This is a genomic window from Rhizobium sp. G21, assembly GCF_014158035.1.
In the GTDB taxonomy this organism is placed as follows: domain Bacteria; phylum Pseudomonadota; class Alphaproteobacteria; order Rhizobiales; family Rhizobiaceae; genus Rhizobium_E.
Window position 1 is genome coordinate 3,670,265 of sequence record NZ_JACFXW010000001.1, and the last position, 17,922, is coordinate 3,688,186.

A 17,922-nucleotide genomic window follows, 5' to 3' on the forward strand; every position below is an offset into this window, starting at 1 on the left:
CATGACACGCTCCCGCGCCCAGATCCTGCTCGCATCGTCAACCATCGCGCTTGCGATGGGGGCGACGACCTATGCCGCCAGTCCCGAAGCGCCCGTCACAGCGCCGGAAACCCAGCTTCAGCACGACGACGCTCGCCGTGCGCTGCAATCGGGTCTCGTGCGTCCGCTCGAGGACATTCTCGCCGAAATGCGCAAGAGCTTTCCGGGCGAAGTCATCGAGATCGAATTCGAGCAGGAAGACGGTCGCTATATCTATGAGATCGAGATGATCCGCCCCGACGGTCGCGTGATCGAAGTCAAGATGGACGCCAAGACCATGGCCGTCATCGAGGTGGAAGACGACTGATGCGGCTGTTGCTGGTCGAGGACGATCGCAAGATCGGCGCGGATATCGCCTCGGCGCTGACCCAGGCCGGTTACGCCGTGGAGATCTGCGCCGACGGCGAGGAGGCATGGTTCCTCGGTGACACCGAGGATTACGATCTGGTGATCCTCGACATCGGCCTGCCCAAGCTCGACGGGCTGACCATCATCAAGCGCTGGCGTCAGAACGACCGGCACATGCCGGTGCTGATGCTGACGGCGCGGGCGAGCTGGGCCGAACGCGTCGAAGGCATCGACGCGGGCGCCGACGACTATCTGCCCAAGCCCTTCCAGTTCGAGGAATTGGTCGCCCGCGTCCGCGCCCTGATCCGCCGCTCCGTCGGCATCGGCGCCGCCGTCCTGTCGATCGGACCTCTCAGCATCGATCCGCGCAGCATGCGCGTCAGCCTCCACGGCGCGCCGCTGGCGCTGACGCCGCTCGAATACCGGTTGATCAGCTATCTCGGCCATCACCGCGGCCGCGTCGTGCCGCCGTCGGAGCTGCAGAGCCATCTTTATGGCGACGACTTTTCGCGCGACGCCAATGCGCTCGAAGTGCTGATCACCCGTCTCCGCCGCAAGCTGGGCGCCGAGCTGATCGGCAACAGGCGCGGCTTCGGCTACTATCTCGGCGAAGAGCCATGATCGCGGCCAAACGCGGCTCTCTTCGTCTGCGACTCGCCGTGGCGGGTTTGGCGCTGATCGCCATCGCCTGCGCCATGAGCTTCTTCGGCCTGTCCTATCTGTTCGAACGGCATGTCGAGCGGCGGGTGGCTGCGGAACTCGAACTGCATCTCGGCCAGATCATCGCCAAGCTCGATCGCGACGGCGAGGGGCGGTTGCGGCTTTTCGCCGATCCGGTCGATCCGCGTTTCACCAAGCCGCTTTCCGGCCTCTACTGGCAGATCGAGAGCAAGGATGAGGTGCTGCGCTCGCGCTCGCTCTGGGACGGCGCGCTTCAAACGCCGGCGCTGGAGCCGGGCTCCCCGTGCTGCGCGACGTGACCGGCCCCGGCGGGCGGCGATTGTTCATGGCCGCGCGCGAGATCGTCGGCGGCGAGCGTCTGGGGGCGATCCGGTGCTCGTGGCCGTCGCCATGGATCGCGCCGATATCGAGGCGGCGACGGGTGAGTTTCGCTCCGATATGGCTCCGTTCGTCGCTCTTCTGGCCGCGTTGCTGCTGGCCGCCAACCTGATCCAGATCCAGCTCGGCCTGTTGCCGCTCTCGGCGGTTCAGCGTCGGGTGGCGGAGATCCGCGCAGGCCTGGCGCAACGCATGGGCGCGGCATATCCTTCCGAGATCCAGCCCTTGACCGAGGAGGTGGACGAGCTGCTGGCCTCGAGAGAGGCGCAGCTCGCCAAGGCGCGCAGCCAGGCCGCCGATCTCGCCCATGGTCTCAAGACGCCGTTGCAGGCGCTGGCGGGCGATGTGGCGCGGCTGCGGGCTGAGGGACGGGCACAACTCGCCGACGAGATCGACCTGTCGATCGCCGCCATGCGCCGCCATGTCGATCACCAACTCGCGCGCGCGAGACTCGCCGATCGCGGACAGGCGCGGCCGGTTTCGGTGCTCGGCGTCATCAACCGGGTCATCGCCGTTCTCGAACGCACGCCGCGCGGCCAGATCCTCGACTGGATCATCGACGTCCATGACCGGGACAAAGCGCGGATCGAGGCGGAAGATCTCGCCGAACTGCTCGGCAATCTCCTCGAAAACGCCACGCGCTACGCCAAGGATCGGATCGAGATCGCAGCGCGCCGCGAAGGCGGCCGGCTCGTGATCGACATCCGAGACAACGGACCCGGCATCCCGGCGGAACGCCTGGGTGATGTCGTCGATCGGGGCGGGCGGCTGGATACGTCGAGCGGCGGCGCGGGGCTCGGCCTCGCGATCGTCGGCGATATCGTCGCGGCCAACAAGGGCGAGATCGCCTTCGCCAATGCGGAGCCCGGTCTTCTGGTCACTGTCCGCCTGCCGGCCGGGTGAACGCAAATTTGGCCGAAGCGCACTTGCGTCGTCCCGATCGCGTGCTATAAACGCCGCCATGATGAACGCAGCGACCAGAACCAGGACCAGCGCGAACGGCATTTTTGCCGCGCGGTCCTGCGCGTCGCTCTCCTCTCTTCTTCTCCTTAAGCTTATCCGCGGTTGCCGGGTCCTTTGAGGAGCGCCCGGCGGCCGGGTCAAAGCCGTATGGGCTGAAACGCTCCTCGCTAAAAATCCGAAAATCCGAATTTTTCCGGTTGTCCGACTGATTTTGCTGTCGTCAAGCGCTTGCAAAGACAGTATCAGGCGACGAGCCAACCGGCCAAGGCGAAGAGACAGTCATGATCACTAAGCAGCACAGCATCAAGCACGGCATGCCCGAGGCGCCGATCAAGTATCAACCCTATCCGCAGGTCAATCTGCCGGACCGGACCTGGCCGTCCAAGACGATTTCCACGCCGCCGATCTGGTGCTCGGTCGACCTGCGCGACGGTAATCAGTCGCTGGTCAATCCCATGGGCCATGACCGCAAGGCCCGCATGTTCCAGCTGTTGCTCGACATGGGCTTCAAGGAAATCGAGATCGGTTTCCCCTCGGCCTCGCAGACCGACTTCGATTTCGCCCGCTGGTGCGTGGAAGAGGGCGGCGTGCCCGCCGACGTGTCGCTGCAGGTGCTGGTGCAGTGCCGGCCCGAGCTGATCACCCGCACGTTCGAAGCCTTGGAAGGCGCCCATCAGCCGATTATCCATTTCTACAATTCGACTTCGGAATTGCAGCGCCGCGTGGTGTTCGGCAAGGATGTCCATGGCATCAAGCAGATCGCAGTGGACGCCGCCAAGATGATCACCGACATGGCGGCGAAAGCCGGCGGCGGCTATCGCTTCGAATATTCGCCGGAGAGCTTCACCGGCACCGAACTCGAGGTGGCGCTGGAGATTTCCAACGCCGTCATCGAGGTCATCAAGCCGACGCCGGACAACAAGCTGATCCTGAACCTGCCGTCGACGGTGGAAATGGCGACGCCGAACATCTATGCCGACCAGATCGAATGGATGTGCCGCAATATCGACAATCGCGAAAACGTCATCGTCTCGCTGCATCCGCACAACGACCGCGGCACCGGCATCGCCGCCACCGAACTCGGCCTGATGGCCGGCGCCGATCGCGTCGAAGGCACGCTGTTCGGCAATGGCGAGCGCACTGGCAATGTCGATGTCGTGACGCTGGCCTTGAACATGTTCACCCAGGGCGTCGACCCCGGCCTGGACTGCTCGGATATCGAGCGCATCAAGGCGGTCTATGAATATTCCAACGAGATGGTTATTCCGGAGCGCCATCCGTATGTCGGCGAACTGGTCTACACCGCGTTCTCCGGCTCGCATCAGGATGCGATCAACAAGGGCATGAAGGCGATCAAGCAGGCCAATAAGCCGATCTGGGAAGTGCCCTATCTGCCGATCGACCCGCAGGATGTCGGCCGCACCTATGAGGCGATCATCCGCATCAACTCGCAGTCCGGCAAGGGCGGCATCGCCTATATCATGCAGGAGGATTACGGCATCAACCTGCCGCGCAATCTGCAGGTCGAGTTCCGCAACGACATCCAGCGCATCACCGACGAGGAAGGCAAGGAACTGCCCTCCAAGCGCATCCATGCCCGCTTCCTGGAGCGCTATGTCGAGCAGCCCGGCGCTCGCTTCAAATTCGTCGACCACCACACCTTTCCCGACACGGCGGTGAAGGGTCAGCGCATTCTCGCCGCCGAAATCGTCGACAAGGGCGAGACCAAGCGAATCGAGGGCAAGGGCACCGGTCCGATCGACGGCTTCATGAACGCCATGTCGATCTATCTCGGCGTCGATCTCTCGGTGAACGACTATTCCGAGCATTCGCTGCAGCACGGCTCGAACGCGGCGGCCATCGCCTATGTCGAAATGTCGACGCCGAAAGGCAAAGTGTGGGGCGCGGGCGTCAACACCAACATCGTCGGCGCCTCGCTCGAAGCGATCATGTCGGCGATCAACCGCATGCTGGAGGATCAGGCCAAGGACTGACCCTCACTGCGCTCAGGCGTTCCTGATCAGGAGGCGGATGATGTCCGCCTCCTTTTTGTTGTCATATTGGAAGAGATCGCCGCCGAACGCCATCGCGTCGCGGTGCAGCCGCATACGTTCGCTTTCCATCGCCGCCGTCAGGGTGATCCTGTCGCGGTCGTCGAAATCGGGCAATTGGGCGATCACGGTTTCGAGCCTGCCGAAGTCGCGCGCCTGGCCGAGCATGTCCACCATGCGTTTTGCGCTGGTCTGCACGGCGATCAGGCCCGACGGCCAAATCTTGCGCAGGAGCGCCGCCTGCATCCAACGGTCCTGGCCGCGTTTCCTGAGATCGTGATAGTCTTCCTCATGCGGCTCCCCCGCACAGCGCTCCAGCGCGGCAAATGCGCGCCTGCCGGTTCGGCGCCAGCCACGCGCCACATGTTTGGCGAGTTTGGCTCTGCTTTCAGGTAAGTTCAGATCAAGAATGGCGCGGCTCACCTCATCGAGAGAGTCTGCCGCTTCGGCGGTCATGTCGGCCGGATCGGCCGCAACTTCGATCGGGAGGGCGTTCAGGCGTTCCGACAAGCGATCTGTTGCAGGGCCGGGGAGGATCGCGTCGAGTCGTGACGCCGCCTCCATCAGCGCCGCGCCGCCGTCGCGCAGCGGCGAGAGGTCTGCAGAGATGGCGCGGAGCATTGCGTTGAGCCGCCTTGCTCCATCATCGTCGGCGGAGCGGATCAGCCGAAGCAGAGACCGGCTATGCTTGATCGCTTTCCTCGCGCCGTGAACGGCTTTGTCGAGCCCGTCGGGCTGCCGGCGCAGCGCGTCCTGCGCGCCATCGATTTTCTCCGCGGCGATACGGAGGATTTCACTCCGGGGCGGGTTGCTCCAATTTATCCTGAACAAGTTGCTTCCAGTCCTTTCCGAGGCTGCCTTCGGCGATGGCGCGGTTGGAGAAGCGCCGGTCGTCGCTGACCTCGACGCCCACCCAGGGCGGCAGCGGCGGCTTGTCCTTTTCGCTTCTCATTTCCACTTCCGCGACCACCAAGCCTTCGAAAGCGCCTTCATAAACGTCGATCTCCCATACGAAACCCTTATACGGCGTCTCATAGCGGGTCTTGATGATCGCCGATCCATTGGCGAGCCTGAGCATCTCCCGGGCGTCGCCCATCGGGATCTCATATTCGAATTCATGACGCGAGATTTCGTTGCGATCGATCTTCAGGGTCAGACGAGCTTTCTTGCCGTCGATCAGGCGCACCCTGAGAGAGCGGTCCGGTTCGGCCAGAATGACAGCCTGCCGCATCTTTTTGCCGCCGTCGGCATTCTTGCGCCATTCGTCGGAGATCACGAGAAACTTGCGTTCGATTTCCTTGGCCATGCCTCTAACCCCCCCGTCAGACGCGTTGCAGACAGGATGTTAATGCGTCAGGCGACGTTTGGCTTCATTCAAAACGACGCAGCCTCGATATTTATCGGACGGCGGCGTCGACGTGTTCGGCCAGGCGATCGGTTTCCGCAAGCGAGGAGGGGGCCGCCACGAACCAGGACAGACCATTGCGCATGCCGGCGAGCAGAGTGACGTCGCCCTCCGTGAGCCTGAGGGGATCTGTCTTGCCTTCGCTGAAATAGACGCCGACGCGTTCGCCGCCTGCATCGCGGTAGTAGAGCGCAGCGGCGGGCTTGCCGGAGATCACGACCAGGCGTCCGCCCTCGAAAGTAAGTCCGTCGGCGGTGAGGTCGGGGACTTCGAAGGCGACCCGCGCGCTGTCGCGCAGCCAGTCGGTGAGCACGACGAGTTCCGCAGCGGGTATTTCCGCCGCGCGGCTTTCCTGCGCGGCGTAGACGGCATGCACGGCGAGCACATCGCGCGCGCTGACCAGCCTGCCGCTCGGCGCGGATCCGCTGGCGCCGACTGTGAAACTGCGGGTCTGGCCGCCCACGGAGAGTGTCGTCGGGGAATTCGCCTCGCTTGGCTGCTCCGCGGCGACCTGCCGTTGCGGCTCATACTGGCGGCCGACCGTGTAGCCGGCATATCCTCCGCCCAGCAAGAGGAGCGCCGAGGCGGCGATCGCCTGCGGGACCTGGCCGAAGAACCAACCGCGCCCGGCGCGCGCCATCAGCGGCGCCGAAGGCTGGCTGGTTTCGCCGCGATCGGCGGCGTCCTTGATGGCGCGGGCGAGGTGGAGCGGAGCCGGTTCGCGCAACAGCGCGTCGAACAGTTGATCGCCATGGGCGGAGCCGGCCTTCAAGCGGTCGAGCAGCGCGCGCGTCTCGGTGTCGGTCGCGAGCCGTGCTTCGATCTCGCCGGCGGCGGCTTCGTCGAGTTCGCCGTCGAGATAGGCCGACAGCAGCACGTCGAGCGGCAGGTCTGCAAGGTTTTCCATGTCAGGCCCTCGCTTCCTGCGCGCCATCGACCATGGCGGCGAGCCGCAGCCGCGCGGTCGAAAGGCGGCTCATCACCGTGCCGATGGGAATGCCGAGGATATCGGCGGCTTCGCGGTAGGAATGACCTTCGACATTGACCAGCAGAAACACCGAGGACAGTCCCTCGGGCATCGACAGGATCATCTGGTGAAGTTGAGAGGCGTAGATCGCCTTTTCGGCAGCCGGGCCGATCGACAGTTCGTCCTGTTCAGCCGCATCGACGACGCCGGCGCCGGTGCGCACCTTGCGTTTCCTGACCTCGTCGACCCAAAGATTGCGCGTCATCGCATAGACCCAACTGTCCAGCCGTCCCTCTCCGTTCCAGAGATGGCATCTGGTGATCGCCCGTTCGCAGGCTTCCTGCACCAGATCATCCGCGTCCGATGCGTTTCTCGTGAGCGTCATGGCGAAACGCCGGAGCTTCGGCAGCAAACCCACCAACTCCCGGCCGATTCGCTCCGCCTTGTCCCGATCCCTCATGACCCCCACATCACCCTGACGTCCGCTACGGTCCATTTATTCGCGCTACACCCAAAAATGACCGGCGCCGCGGGAGCCCGTCGTCCGAGGTATGAAACAGAATCGGCCGCTTCGCAATCGTCGGCGACAAAAAGCTCCGCGCGCAGGGGCGTGCGCGCGGAGCGATTTCAAAGACGTCGATGATCTCAATAGGTCGAGCCGCTTTTCAACGACTCGTAGAGAGAAGAATAGGCGTAGGTGTCTCGGCCGCCGCGATCCCGTATTTCGACGAGCTGGGCGCGGGCTCCTTCGATATCGCCCTGGAGAAGCAGGCCCTGGCCGTAATATGACCGGGCCAGGAGATAGTTGGCGTCCTTGGCGAGCGCGCGGCGATAATAGGCCATGCCGACTTCTATATTGCCGGCCTTGCGGTTTGCAAAGCCGAGATAATTGAGGATTCGCGGATCGTCCTGATTCTTGGCCAGCTTCAATACCCGGATGGCGTTGTCATACTGGCCGGCATAGGCCATTTCGCGGGCGGCGCGATAAAGCTCATCGTCGTTGAAGCCGCTTTTCTGCGGATCGACGCATTCTTTTTCGCCGCGTCCCACACTTTGCCATCTTTGCATTCCTGAGTGGTGGCGGTGGGCTCCGGAGGCTGACCGTCGTCGGAACCGGCGGCATTGGCGCCGGTGAGTGTCGCAGAACTGATAAAGGCGGACAGTAGAACTAGGCTCAGGCTGTGCGGGATGCGATGCGCGAGGGACTTGGCGACCATGGGGTAAACCTCCGTTGAACACGCTGTTTGTACGTGGTCCGCAGGCCCTTCGACAGCCCGGTTACAAAAATTTGATCATCGAAACATAACTTTGCTTGCTAAGTAACCTCTGCGGAGTCATATGGGAAGCATGCTAATCATTCTGGCTGGAGGCATAAAAATTGCTGTTGCAGGCTGAAAACCACCGCTCCGACAAGCCGATTTCGGGCGCGGAAGTCACCCGCGTCTCGCTTCTCGAAGCGGCAATCCGACTGTTCGGCGAACATGGCTATGACGCGGTCTCCACGCGCGACATCGCAGATTTCGCTGCGGCGAACATCGGATCCATCGCCTATCATTTCGGCGGCAAGCCCGGGCTCCGCCTCGCCTGCGCCGATCACGTCATCGAACTCGTGCGCACCGAACTCGGCATGAACTTCAAACGACCGATGCCTGCGATGACGCCGGATGTCGCGGAAATGACGCTGGTCAACACCATGAGCACCTTCATCCGCTTCTGGGTCGCCAATCCCGGCATGCGTCACGCCGTCGTCTTCATGACGCGGGAAATGCTCAATCCCGGCGAAGTGTCCGATCTCATCTACAAGAACTGGCTGCGGCCGATGCATGAGCGGCTCTGCGCCATGTTCGCCGCCGTCACCGGCATGGATGCGGAATCCGAGCGGCTGAAGGTGATGGTTTTCTCCATGACCGGCAGCGCTTTCCACTACAGAATTGGCATGCCCGTCATCCAGCGGCGTCTCGAATGGGACGTGGTGGGCGACAAGGAACTCGATCGTCTCTGCGACCACCTCGTTCAGGAAGTCCGCGATCTGATCGACGCGCACAAGCCGCGTCGTCATCTGTCCTGAGCGGCGCGTCAGCGCCGCGGCTCTCTTCGTTTCTCGACGAAGGCGGGCGGCGCGAGCGCGGCGGAGTTCTCGAAGGCGAAGCCTTCCGAAGCGCCGTCGAGCCGATGCCTTTCATGGTCTATTCGCCAGGCGCCGGCCTCGCCGGTAATCTTGAAGAGATTATAAGCGGCCGGCGGCTTGTGGCCGCCATGACCCTGGCTCGCCGAGGCGACGCCGACGACCGGAATCGCGGCGCCTTTGGGACCAGCCAGCCAGTAGATCGTGTCGAGATGGGTATGGCCGTGCAGGACGAGTTCCGCGCCGCCGAGATGCAGCGCCGCCGCAAATCGCCTGATGCCGATCATGCGCTTGTAATTGGCCGTCGCGCCGCGAATAGGCGGATGGTGTATCAGCACGACGCGAAACAGGCCCTGCTCGCCGAGCTTCTTGGCCAGCGTCGCAAAACGTCGCGCCTGACCCGAGCCGAAATAGCCCGAGGCCATGAAAGGCGGGGTCGCCGTCGCCGTAGACAGGCCGATGATCGCCATTTTGCCCCTGATGCGCACATAGGGAAAATCATGGTCGTCGAAGCGCCCGTCGTCGCCGGTCATCCACGGTTTCCAGGCGGCGTAGGCGCGATTGATGGCGCCCGGCACATAGGCGTCATGGTTTCCAGGCACCACCGACACCAGCGCCGGATCGGCGAAGGAACGCAGCCACACCTCCGCCGCCTCGATCTCGGTATTTGTGGCGAGATTGACGAGATCGCCGGTCATGACGACATGATCGGGGTTCTGGTCGAGCATGTCCTCGATGAGCAGTTCCAGCGTGTTGCCGAAAAGCTGCTTGCGCCGGTTGCGCTGCCAGTTCACATAGCCTGTGACCCGTTTCGACAGGAGTTCCCTAAACGACATATCGGGCAGCGGCCCGAGATGGGCGTCGGAAAAATGTGTAAGTGTCATCATCGGGTTCACGATAGGCCTCGAGGTCTGAAGGAGCAAGCGGCGTGGTCGAAGACACAACCCCGGCTGAACTGAGCAAGTTCCGTTATAAGATTCTCACGCGGCTGGCCCACGCCGTCTACCCGTTTATCCAGGGCATGACCATGGGCGTGCGCGCCGCCTGTTTCGACGAACAGGGGCGGATCTTTCTGGTGAAGCACTCCTATGTTCCGGGCTGGCATATGCCCGGCGGCGGGGTGGCGCGCGGCGAAACGGTTCGCGAGGCGTTGGCCAAGGAATTGCGGGAGGAGGGCAACCTCGAGTCCGTCGTTCCGCCGCAAATGCTGCATGTCTATTACAACAAGCGCACGTCCAAGCGGGATCACGTCGTGTTCTATCGCTGCGTGGTGCGCCAGACCGCGCCCCGGCCGAAAGATTGGGAGATCGTCGACAGCGGCTTCTTCGCGCTCGACGCGCTGCCCGCCGACGTTACCTCCGCGACCCGCCGGCGCTTGCGCGAACTCGCCGGCGAAGCCGCCTTCGACGACCTCTGGTGATCAGCCGAGATCGAGCGCGGGCCCCACGGGCACGATTCCCGTCGGATTGATGGTGCGGTGGCTGCCGTAATAATGGCCCTTGATATGGGTGAAATCCACGGTGTCGCGGATGCCCGGATGCCCATAGAGCCGCTTCAGATAGGCCTGCAGGTTGGGGTAGTCCGCGATGCGACGCAGGTTGCACTTGAAGTGGCCGACATAGACCGGATCAAACCGGATCAGGGTTGTGAACAGCCGCCAGTCGGCTTCGGTCAGCCGGTCGCCGAACAGATAGGTCTTGCCGTCCAGTCTAGCATCGATCTGGTCGAGCGCCGAAAACAGCTTGTCGAAATTCTCGGCATAGGCGTCCTGCGTGGTCGCGAAGCCGCATTTGTAGACGCCGTTGTTGATGTCGTCATAAACGAAGGCGTTGAGTTCGTCGATCTCGGCGCGGAGATCCTCGGGATAGAAATCCTGGGAGTCGCCGGTGATGTCGTCGAAGGCCGAATTGAACATCCGGATGATCTCGGCGGATTCGTTGGAGACGATGGTGTTCTCCTGTTTGTCCCACAGCACCGGCACCGTGACGCGGCCCGAATATTTGGCGTCTGCGCGGACATAGATGTCGGCGAGCGCCTTTGCGCCGAACAGCGTGTCGCCGGTCGCGCCATCTCCTTCGTCGAACACCCAGCCCTTTTCGAGCATCAGATAATGCACCACGGATACGGAAATATGGTCTTCCAGCTTCTTGAGCTTGCGGAAGATCAGCGTGCGATGCGCCCAGGGACAGGCGAGCGACACATAGAGATGATAGCGGCCGCTCTCGGCCTCGAAGCCGCCTTTGCCGGTCGGGCCGGGCGCGCCGTCTTTCGTGATGAAATTGCGAAATTGCGAGGCCGAGCGGACGAATTGTCCCTTGCTCGCTTTCGTATCGTACCACACGTCATGCCAGACGCCGTCCACCAACATGCCCATCGCTTTTTCTCCTTAGATCGTAGGCTCTATGTCGCAACTTCGGCCGGACATTTCGAGTGTTAAATGCTGAACGCTGCGTTTTGGCTCTTGGCGGCAGGAAAATTTCCTGCTATCCGCCCTGTCGATCATCAAATCTGGAGCCCTTACAGGCCATGACGCTGCTGCGACGACCGCGATGAAGCTTTTCCTCCCGACCGGGCCGACCGGACGGGTCCTTCACGCCATCGTCTATCGATCCAAGCAGCAGATTCTCCATGAAAAAGCATGACCTCGTCTATCTGACGGAAGACGCAACGCATCACGACGCCATCGAACTGATCAATGAAGAAGCCTTCGGCCCCGGCCGGTTCGTCCGCGCCGCCGCGCGCATTCGCGAACAGGGGCCTCATGATCAGGCGCTGTCCTATATCTGCGCCGATCGCGGCGAGACCATCGCCTCCGTCCGCATGACGCCCGTGACGGCCGGCGGCGTCAAGGGCCATCTGCTGGGACCGCTCGCGGTGCGTCCCTCGCATAAGAATATGGGCATCGGCCGCGAACTGGTGCGCATCGCCGTCGAGACCGCCAGGAAGAAGGGATCGGAGGCGATCATCCTGGTCGGCGATCCGCCCTATTACATGCCGCTCGGTTTCGAGAAGGTCGCCTATGGCGCGCTCGCTTTTCCAGGGCCTGTCGATCCCGGTCGCGTGCTGGTCATCCCCGCCAGCGCCGAGACGCATGACAAGCTGAAGGGCGAGATCAAGTGGCGGGCCGGCTGAGGCCAGCGCAACGCTATCCGTCGATGGCGTCCCGCTGATCCGCTCTCAGCGTCCCTCGCGCCACCAGGTCGATCCCAAAGCCAGCGCCAGCAGGCCGAGACCGAGGAAGCCGGCAAAAAGCGGTATCGAGGTCACGCCCTTCAGAACCGTCTCGTCGGTCATGCGGATCACCATCCGGTCGGGATCCGAGATGCGCACGTCGCCGCGCACGGTCAGGATCTGCGGCAGGGTCACACCTTCAGCGCCATCGTCGAGGCGCTTGACGATGCCCTTGCCGGCGGCAGCCAAGGGCGCAAGTTTCTCGGTGGTCGAGATCATCTCGCGGAACTCGGGGGCATCGACCGCGCCGACATGCACCAGGGTTTTCAGCCCGCCATTGTCGACCTCGTAAAGGCCGTTCCGCGCCGTGCGGAGAGTGGCGCGAAACAGGCCCGGCTCTTCCTCGGTCAAGCCGGTCTCCTGGCGCGCGCCATCGGGACCGATGACGACGGCCTTGTCGACGGTCTTCTTGAGGCTCTGGCGGGTGATTTCGATCTCGCGGCCCAGCGAACGGGCGGTCAGTCGTTCTTCCTCCAGCGACGGCTCCTTCATCAGCCAATGGGCGATGCGTCGGTAGAGGTCGACATGGGGGCCGCCGCCTTCGAAGCCGCGCGCCCAGAGCCAGCCCTGATCCGAGAGCAGCATCGCCACGCGGCCCTGATCGACATGGGAAAGGACCAGGAGCGGCGAGCCGTCGGAGCCGTTCATGACCACCTCGCCTTCCGGCGCGGTCATGTTGACGGCGCGGAACCAGCGGCCCCAGCGGGGCGGTTCGGCGGCGGAGCCTTCCAGCCCACGGGTCACCGGATGGCGCTTGCCGAGGTCCGACAGGCGCGGGAAGAAGGGCTTTTCCAGCATCTGCCCGGTCGGGGCCGCAGGCAGGATGTCGGCGAGCGGCGTATAGGCGATCGACTCCGAGCCCGCATGCTCCGGCCCCGACACCAGCAGGATGGCGCCGCCTTGGCGGACATATTGGGCGATATTGTCGTAATAGAGGATCGGCAACACGCCGCGATGCTGGTAGCGGTCGAAGATGATCAGGTCGAATTCACTGATCTTTTCGACGAACAATTCGCGGGTGGGGAAGGCGATCAGCGACAATTCGTTGATCGGCGTGCCGTCCTGCTTTTCCGGCGGCCTGAGAATGGTGAAATGCACCAGATCCACCGAGGCGTCGGATTTGAGCAGGTTGCGCCAGGCGCGCTCGCCGGCATGCGGCTCGCCCGACACCAAGAGCACGCGGAGATTCTCACGGATGCCGTCGATGGTCTGCACGAGGCGATTGTTGACCGGGGTCACTTCGCCGGGAACCTCGGCCACCGCGACTTCGACGATATTGCCGCCGGCGCGATCGAGCTTGAAGCGGGCGGTGCGGTTCTGGCCGGCGACGGCGGGAATGCGGTTGACCACTTCGCCATTGACGCTGACGGTGATGTCGGCCGGCTGGGAGATCGGGCGGCCGTCGTCGATCACGCGGAGCACCATTTCCTGCTCCTGATCGACGAGACCGAAACGCGGCGCTTTGATCACCTGGATGCGGCGGTCGAATTCGTCGGCCTTGCCGGTGATCAGTCCATGCACCGGCGCATTCACGCCCGGCAGCCTGTCATCGGCCGGGATATCATGGACCTGACCGTCGGTCACCGAGATCACCGCGCCCAGCCGCGACGGCGGCACGTCTTCGAGCGCCGAGGCGATATTGCCGAACAGGCGCGTCGACGGCGTGTCCGAGCCGTCGTCGCCGCCGGCGTCGATCACCCGCGTCTCGATCCCGGAGAAACGGCCGAGCGCGGCGCGAAGATCGGCGACGGCCTCGTCCGTCTGCGCCTTGCGAGGCCCGACGTCCTGGCTCTGGCTGCGGTCGGCGGCGATGGCGACGACGGTGGGCAGAGGCTCTCGCTGCTCGTCGACCAGGATCGGATTGATCAGCGCCAGCGTCAGCGCCGCGAGCGCGATCGTCCGCAGGATCATGCCGCGCTGGCGCCGGTAAAGGCCGAAAGCCGCGAGCAGAGCAGCCAGCGCGCCGACAAGCGCGATCAGCCAAAGCGGCAGGAGCGGGTCGAATGTCAGGTTCATCACTGTCCCAGCCTTTCCAAGAGCGCCGGCACATGCACCTGATCGGCCTTGTAGTTGCCGGTCAGCATATACATCATGATGTTGACGCCGGTCCGGTAGGCCATTTCGCGCTGATTTTCATCCGGCGGCACGAGCGGCAGCAGCGGCGCGCCCAGATTATCCACCGCCCAGGCGCCGGCGAAATCATTGCCGGTGATCATGATGGGCGTGACGCCGTCGCCCTGTCGCGCAGGGCGATTGGGATCGCTCTTGGCGTCTGGCTCCGCTTCGACCCAGAGCGGGCTGCCGGAGTAGCGGCCGGGATAGGATTTCAGCAGATAGAAAGCCTTGGTGAGCACATGGTCCTGCGGCACCGGCTCGAGCGGGGGAATGTCGATGCGGGCGAGAATGGCGCGCAAGCGCTCGGTATTGGCGCTGACGCCGCCCATGGCGGTGATCGAAGAGGCCTGGTCGCGCGTGTCGAACAGTACGGTGCCGCCCGAACGCATATAGGCGTCGATGCGGGAAATGGCGTTTTCCGACGGCATGGCCGCCGACGCGTCGACCGGCCAGTAGAGGATCGGGAAAACCGACAATTCGTCCTTGGCGATGTCGACGCCGACGGGATCGCCGGGTTCGAGCGTGGTGCGGTAATAGAGAAAATCTGAGAGGCCGGCGAGGCCGCGTTCGGAAATCCGGTCTACTTCCGCCTCGCCGGTGATGACGTAAGCGAGATGGGTCTTGTCGAGCCGGCTCATCAGGACATCGTCGCCGGGGCGGGCGTCTTCAGCGCGGGCCGGGTCGACGCCGCCCGCAAGCCCGCCGGTCAAAGCGAGGGCGAACATGGCGGCGGTCGCCGCGCGTCGGGCGAAAGCGCCGCCGAGGATCAGCATCGCCAGCGTGTCTGCGAGCGCCAGAATGGCGGCCGCGGCGAACAGCCAAGGCTTGAGATCGAAGGCGTCATCGCCGGCGAAACCGCTTTCCGTCACGGGAAAGTCCTGCGGATAGGCAATCGGCGCGAGCGCCGCGTCGGATGCGAAGAGGTTGACGGCCTCGAAGCCGTCCTCGCCGCCATAAAGGCCCGGCGGGCTGTCGAAGGAGGGCGTGACGGCGGCGCCCGCCTCGATCGGCTTGGCCAAACCTTTCTCGGTGGTCAGCGCTCCCGCCGCCGTCAGCAGGCGATAGGGCGGCAACACCGCCTTGCCGTCTTCGCTGCGGGCGGCGTTGCTGGAATGGGAGAGTTGCACGATCCGGCGCAGCATTTCAACGAATTCTCCCGACAGCGGCAGGTTCGACCAGGACGATTCGGCGCTGACATGGAAAAGGACGATGCGCCCTGCGCCGATGCGGCGGGCGGTGACAAGCGGCGTTCCATCTTTCAGGCTGGCCCAGGTCAGGCCGGCGAGTTCCGGCGTGGGTTCGGCGAGAACCTGGCGTTTCACCAGAACTTGGTCCGGCGGGGTCAGACCGGCGAACGGGCTGTTTTCCGGATAGTTGTCGAGCGTCTGCGGTTCGGCCCAGGACATGGAGCCGCCCAATGCGCGCTCGCCTTCGCGCAATCGCGTCGGGATCAGCGGATCATCTGCGGGCGCGGCGGCGAGACGAGGTCCGGCGAAACGCACCAGCGAGCCGCCGTCGCGGATCCAGTCGGTCAGAGCCTTTTCAGCGCTTGCCGGCATCCGGCCGATATCGGCCATGACGATGACCGATGGCCGCGCCTTGATCATGGCGGGGATGGCCGAGACGAGATCGGAGCCGTTCGCCTCGGAGAGATTGGCGAAGGGCGAGAGCGCACGGTTGATATAGTAGAGCGGCGACAGCAGCGGCTGGCTGCGATCGCCGGCTTCACCGGAGATCAGCCCCACCGAACGTCGTTTGAAACTGTCGTCGAGCAGCCGCACTGCGCCGGCCGTGTCGAGGCCATCCACGGTGAGACGCGCGAATTCGTTTCGCAGTTCGAATGGCGCCGTGATCTCGCCGCTCGCCTTGGCCTGACCCGCGTCGAAAGCGATGGTCGTCGCGCCGAGAACGCGGCCCTGAATGTCGCGCGCCGAGATCGCCACGGTCTGCGGCGTAGCCGTCTGCAGGCGGGCGGCGGTGACGGTGAGCCGGTCTGCGGCGTTGTCCGCGCCGGTCACCGCGATGGCCGCGGCATTGTCGGCGCCGATCACGTCGAGGCGGGTCACGCCCGCATCGCGCAAAGCCGTGAAGAGCGCGGCGTCGCCGACTCCCCTCACGCCATCGGCGATCATCACGGCGCGTTCGGGCTTCTCCTGCTGGAAGCTCGCCGTCAGCGCGGCCGCGGCTGCGGCGCGATCGGCAGGCAAGGGGGCGGGCTTGGCGGCGGCCAGCACCGACAGCGCTTCGTCGGCGCGCTTGAAGGTGGCGTCCGGATTGCGGTCGGCGGTGAAGGTGAGGCTCACGGGCGCATCGCTTTCGCCGGCGCGGCGGATGAGATTTTCGGCGGTGGCGCGGCGCTTGTCGAAATCGGCTGCGCTGGCCCAACTGTTGTCGACGATGACCGCGAGGCTGCCGTCGTTCGCGCTCAGACGCGCATTGGGATCATAGACGGGGCCGGCGAGCGCGAGCACGAGCAGGCCTGCGATCAGCATGCGCAGAGCCAGCAGCCACCACGGCGTCGTCGCCGGCGTCTCCTCCTGCCGTTTCAGCAGCAGCAGCAGCCGGAAGGGCGGGAAGGCCTCGCGCGACGGCTGCGGCGGGGTGATCCGCAGCAGCCACCAGATCGCCGGGAGCGCGATCAAGGCTGCAAGGACGAGCGGAGCGGCAAAAGCGATACCCGGCATCAGCCTGCTCCCCCGTGGCGAGCCCGATCCGGCTGGCCGGAAAGATACATATGCACGGCGGCCAGCGCCTCGGATGCCGGGCGGCCGGTGTTGTGGGCGATAAAATTCCAGCCGAGATGGCGCAGGCCGTCGCGCAGGGTCTCGCGACGGGCGTGATAGAGGGTCTTGTATTCCTCGGCCAGGGCTTCCGATCGCCCCGAAAGAAACTTGGCGCCGGTGGCCGGATCGGAAAATTCCACGCGACCGGCATAGGGGAAGGTTTCCTCGGCGGGGTCGGAGATTTCGATGACGTGTCCTCGCAGGCCGCGCCGCGACAGCGGCTGCAGCGCGGCGAGCACATTTTCCGGCGGTTCTAGAAAGTCGGAAAACAGCACGATGTCGCTCGCGCCGCGGATCATGCGCGTGTCGGGCAGCGCGCCGGTCGGATCCTCATGCGCCAGCGCATAGGCCAATCGCTCGGCGGCGTTGCGGGCGGCGATGGGCTCCATCACGCCCGGACAGCCGATCCGTTCGCCGGAGCGGGCCATGATCTCGGCGGCGGCCAGCATCAGCACCAGCGCCCGGCTCTCCTTCGACACCATGCCGAGGCTCGACTTGAACATCATCGACGGGCTCATCGACGCCCAGAGCCAGATCGTGTGCGCCGCCTCCCATTCGCGGTCGCGGATATAGGTGTGGTCGTCGCGGGCCGAGCGCCGCCAGTCGATGCGCGCCAGACTGTCGCCTTCGACGAAAGGACGGAATTGCCAGAAATTCTCACCCGGGCCGCGCCGCCGGCGGCCATGCCAGCCCGATATCACCGTATTGGCGATGCGTCGGGCTTCGACCAGACAATCCGGCAGAAGGCGCGCCCGCTCGCGCGCGCGGACGAGAGCGGCGCTCGAGGGCGTCGGAGTGACGATATGGCCTATGGACGCCAAAATGCGGATCCGCCT

At 64.3% G+C, this 17,922-nt stretch carries 17 protein-coding genes and 1 pseudogene; 8 read left to right on the top strand and 10 right to left on the bottom strand.

All coding sequences use genetic code 11. The features are described 5' to 3' along the window. Position 1: 1 nt before the first annotated feature. The 5 genes from H2O14_RS18260 to leuA all read left to right on the top strand — a co-directional run bounded on the left by H2O14_RS18260 (position 2) and on the right by leuA (position 4,403). Positions 2-346 (top strand): PepSY domain-containing protein, encoded by a 345-nt coding sequence (locus H2O14_RS18260; RefSeq protein WP_182828772.1) that lies wholly within the window; start codon positions 2-4, stop codon positions 344-346. Continuing rightward, positions 346-1,008 carry a response regulator transcription factor gene (locus H2O14_RS18265; protein WP_182828773.1) on the top strand — a complete coding sequence of 221 codons (663 nt, stop codon included), beginning with the start codon at positions 346-348 and terminating at the stop codon, positions 1,006-1,008. Before H2O14_RS18260 ends, H2O14_RS18265 begins: the two co-directional genes overlap by 1 nt. Continuing rightward, entirely contained in the window at positions 1,005-1,367 is a 363-nt protein-coding gene (locus tag H2O14_RS18270) for a hypothetical protein (RefSeq protein WP_182828774.1), read from the top strand. The genes H2O14_RS18265 and H2O14_RS18270 overlap by 4 nt, the downstream gene beginning before the upstream one ends. A gap of 73 nt (positions 1,368-1,440) precedes the next feature. Beyond that, on the top strand, positions 1,441-2,349 hold the full coding sequence (locus H2O14_RS28955; protein ID WP_182828775.1) for a sensor histidine kinase KdpD: 909 nt from the start codon (positions 1,441-1,443) through the stop codon (positions 2,347-2,349). A 341-nt stretch (positions 2,350-2,690) separates the two neighbouring features. Further along, positions 2,691-4,403 (top strand): 2-isopropylmalate synthase, encoded by a 1,713-nt coding sequence (leuA, locus tag H2O14_RS18280; protein ID WP_182828776.1) that lies wholly within the window; start codon positions 2,691-2,693, stop codon positions 4,401-4,403. Between the two features lie 12 nt (positions 4,404-4,415). Here leuA and H2O14_RS18285 read toward each other — a convergent pair whose 3' ends face one another. The 5 genes and pseudogenes from H2O14_RS18285 to H2O14_RS18305 all read right to left on the bottom strand — a co-directional run bounded on the left by H2O14_RS18285 (position 4,416) and on the right by H2O14_RS18305 (position 8,049). Further along, a complete protein-coding gene (locus tag H2O14_RS18285) occupies positions 4,416-5,291 on the bottom strand; it encodes a CHAD domain-containing protein (RefSeq protein WP_182828777.1) in 876 nt (291 codons plus the stop codon). Further along, positions 5,254-5,766: a CYTH domain-containing protein gene (locus H2O14_RS18290; RefSeq protein WP_182828778.1), complete on the bottom strand. Its 513-nt coding sequence runs from the start codon at positions 5,764-5,766 to the stop codon at positions 5,254-5,256. The genes H2O14_RS18285 and H2O14_RS18290 overlap by 38 nt, the downstream gene beginning before the upstream one ends. A 91-nt stretch (positions 5,767-5,857) precedes the next feature. Then, positions 5,858-6,772 (bottom strand): anti-sigma factor, encoded by a 915-nt coding sequence (locus H2O14_RS18295; RefSeq protein ID WP_182828779.1) that lies wholly within the window; start codon positions 6,770-6,772, stop codon positions 5,858-5,860. A 1-nt stretch (position 6,773) separates the two neighbouring features. Beyond that, positions 6,774-7,292: an RNA polymerase sigma factor gene (locus tag H2O14_RS18300; protein WP_182828780.1), complete on the bottom strand. Its 519-nt coding sequence runs from the start codon at positions 7,290-7,292 to the stop codon at positions 6,774-6,776. Positions 7,293-7,477: 185 nt separating this feature from the next. Next, a pseudogene (locus H2O14_RS18305) lies at positions 7,478-8,049 on the bottom strand (tetratricopeptide repeat protein). 161 nt (positions 8,050-8,210) lie between these two features. On the opposite strand from H2O14_RS18305, the gene H2O14_RS18310 reads away from it, so the two are divergent. Further along, a complete protein-coding gene (locus tag H2O14_RS18310) occupies positions 8,211-8,900 on the top strand; it encodes a CerR family C-terminal domain-containing protein (RefSeq protein WP_182828781.1) in 690 nt (229 codons plus the stop codon). Positions 8,901-8,908: 8 nt separating this feature from the next. Here H2O14_RS18310 and H2O14_RS18315 read toward each other — a convergent pair whose 3' ends face one another. Further along, positions 8,909-9,844 carry a metallophosphoesterase gene (locus H2O14_RS18315; protein ID WP_182829431.1) on the bottom strand — a complete coding sequence of 312 codons (936 nt, stop codon included), beginning with the start codon at positions 9,842-9,844 and terminating at the stop codon, positions 8,909-8,911. A 41-nt stretch (positions 9,845-9,885) separates the two neighbouring features. Here H2O14_RS18315 and H2O14_RS18320 point away from each other — a divergent pair, with 41 nt between their 5' ends. Then, the gene (locus H2O14_RS18320; protein ID WP_409526928.1) at positions 9,886-10,377 is read left to right on the top strand and encodes an NUDIX domain-containing protein; all 492 of its coding nucleotides are present in this window, start codon (positions 9,886-9,888) and stop codon (positions 10,375-10,377) included. Here the strand turns inward: H2O14_RS18320 and H2O14_RS18325 are convergent, their stop codons facing one another. Beyond that, positions 10,378-11,331: a glutathione S-transferase family protein gene (locus H2O14_RS18325; protein WP_182828782.1), complete on the bottom strand. Its 954-nt coding sequence runs from the start codon at positions 11,329-11,331 to the stop codon at positions 10,378-10,380. A 254-nt stretch (positions 11,332-11,585) separates the two neighbouring features. On the opposite strand from H2O14_RS18325, the gene H2O14_RS18330 reads away from it, so the two are divergent. After that, positions 11,586-12,089 (top strand): GNAT family N-acetyltransferase, encoded by a 504-nt coding sequence (locus tag H2O14_RS18330; protein ID WP_182828783.1) that lies wholly within the window; start codon positions 11,586-11,588, stop codon positions 12,087-12,089. 45 nt (positions 12,090-12,134) lie between these two features. Here H2O14_RS18330 and H2O14_RS18335 read toward each other — a convergent pair whose 3' ends face one another. Genes H2O14_RS18335 through H2O14_RS18345 form a run of 3 tightly spaced genes read right to left on the bottom strand, consistent with a single transcriptional unit; the run spans position 12,135 to position 17,907 of the window. Then, positions 12,135-14,204 carry a hypothetical protein gene (locus tag H2O14_RS18335; RefSeq protein ID WP_182828784.1) on the bottom strand — a complete coding sequence of 690 codons (2,070 nt, stop codon included), beginning with the start codon at positions 14,202-14,204 and terminating at the stop codon, positions 12,135-12,137. Beyond that, on the bottom strand, positions 14,204-16,987 hold the full coding sequence (locus H2O14_RS18340; RefSeq protein WP_182828785.1) for a DUF4159 domain-containing protein: 2,784 nt from the start codon (positions 16,985-16,987) through the stop codon (positions 14,204-14,206). Before H2O14_RS18340 ends, H2O14_RS18335 begins: the two co-directional genes overlap by 1 nt. Beyond that, entirely contained in the window at positions 16,987-17,907 is a 921-nt protein-coding gene (locus tag H2O14_RS18345) for a DUF58 domain-containing protein (protein WP_182828786.1), read from the bottom strand. The genes H2O14_RS18340 and H2O14_RS18345 overlap by 1 nt, the downstream gene beginning before the upstream one ends. Between the last annotated feature and the right edge of the window lie 15 nt (positions 17,908-17,922).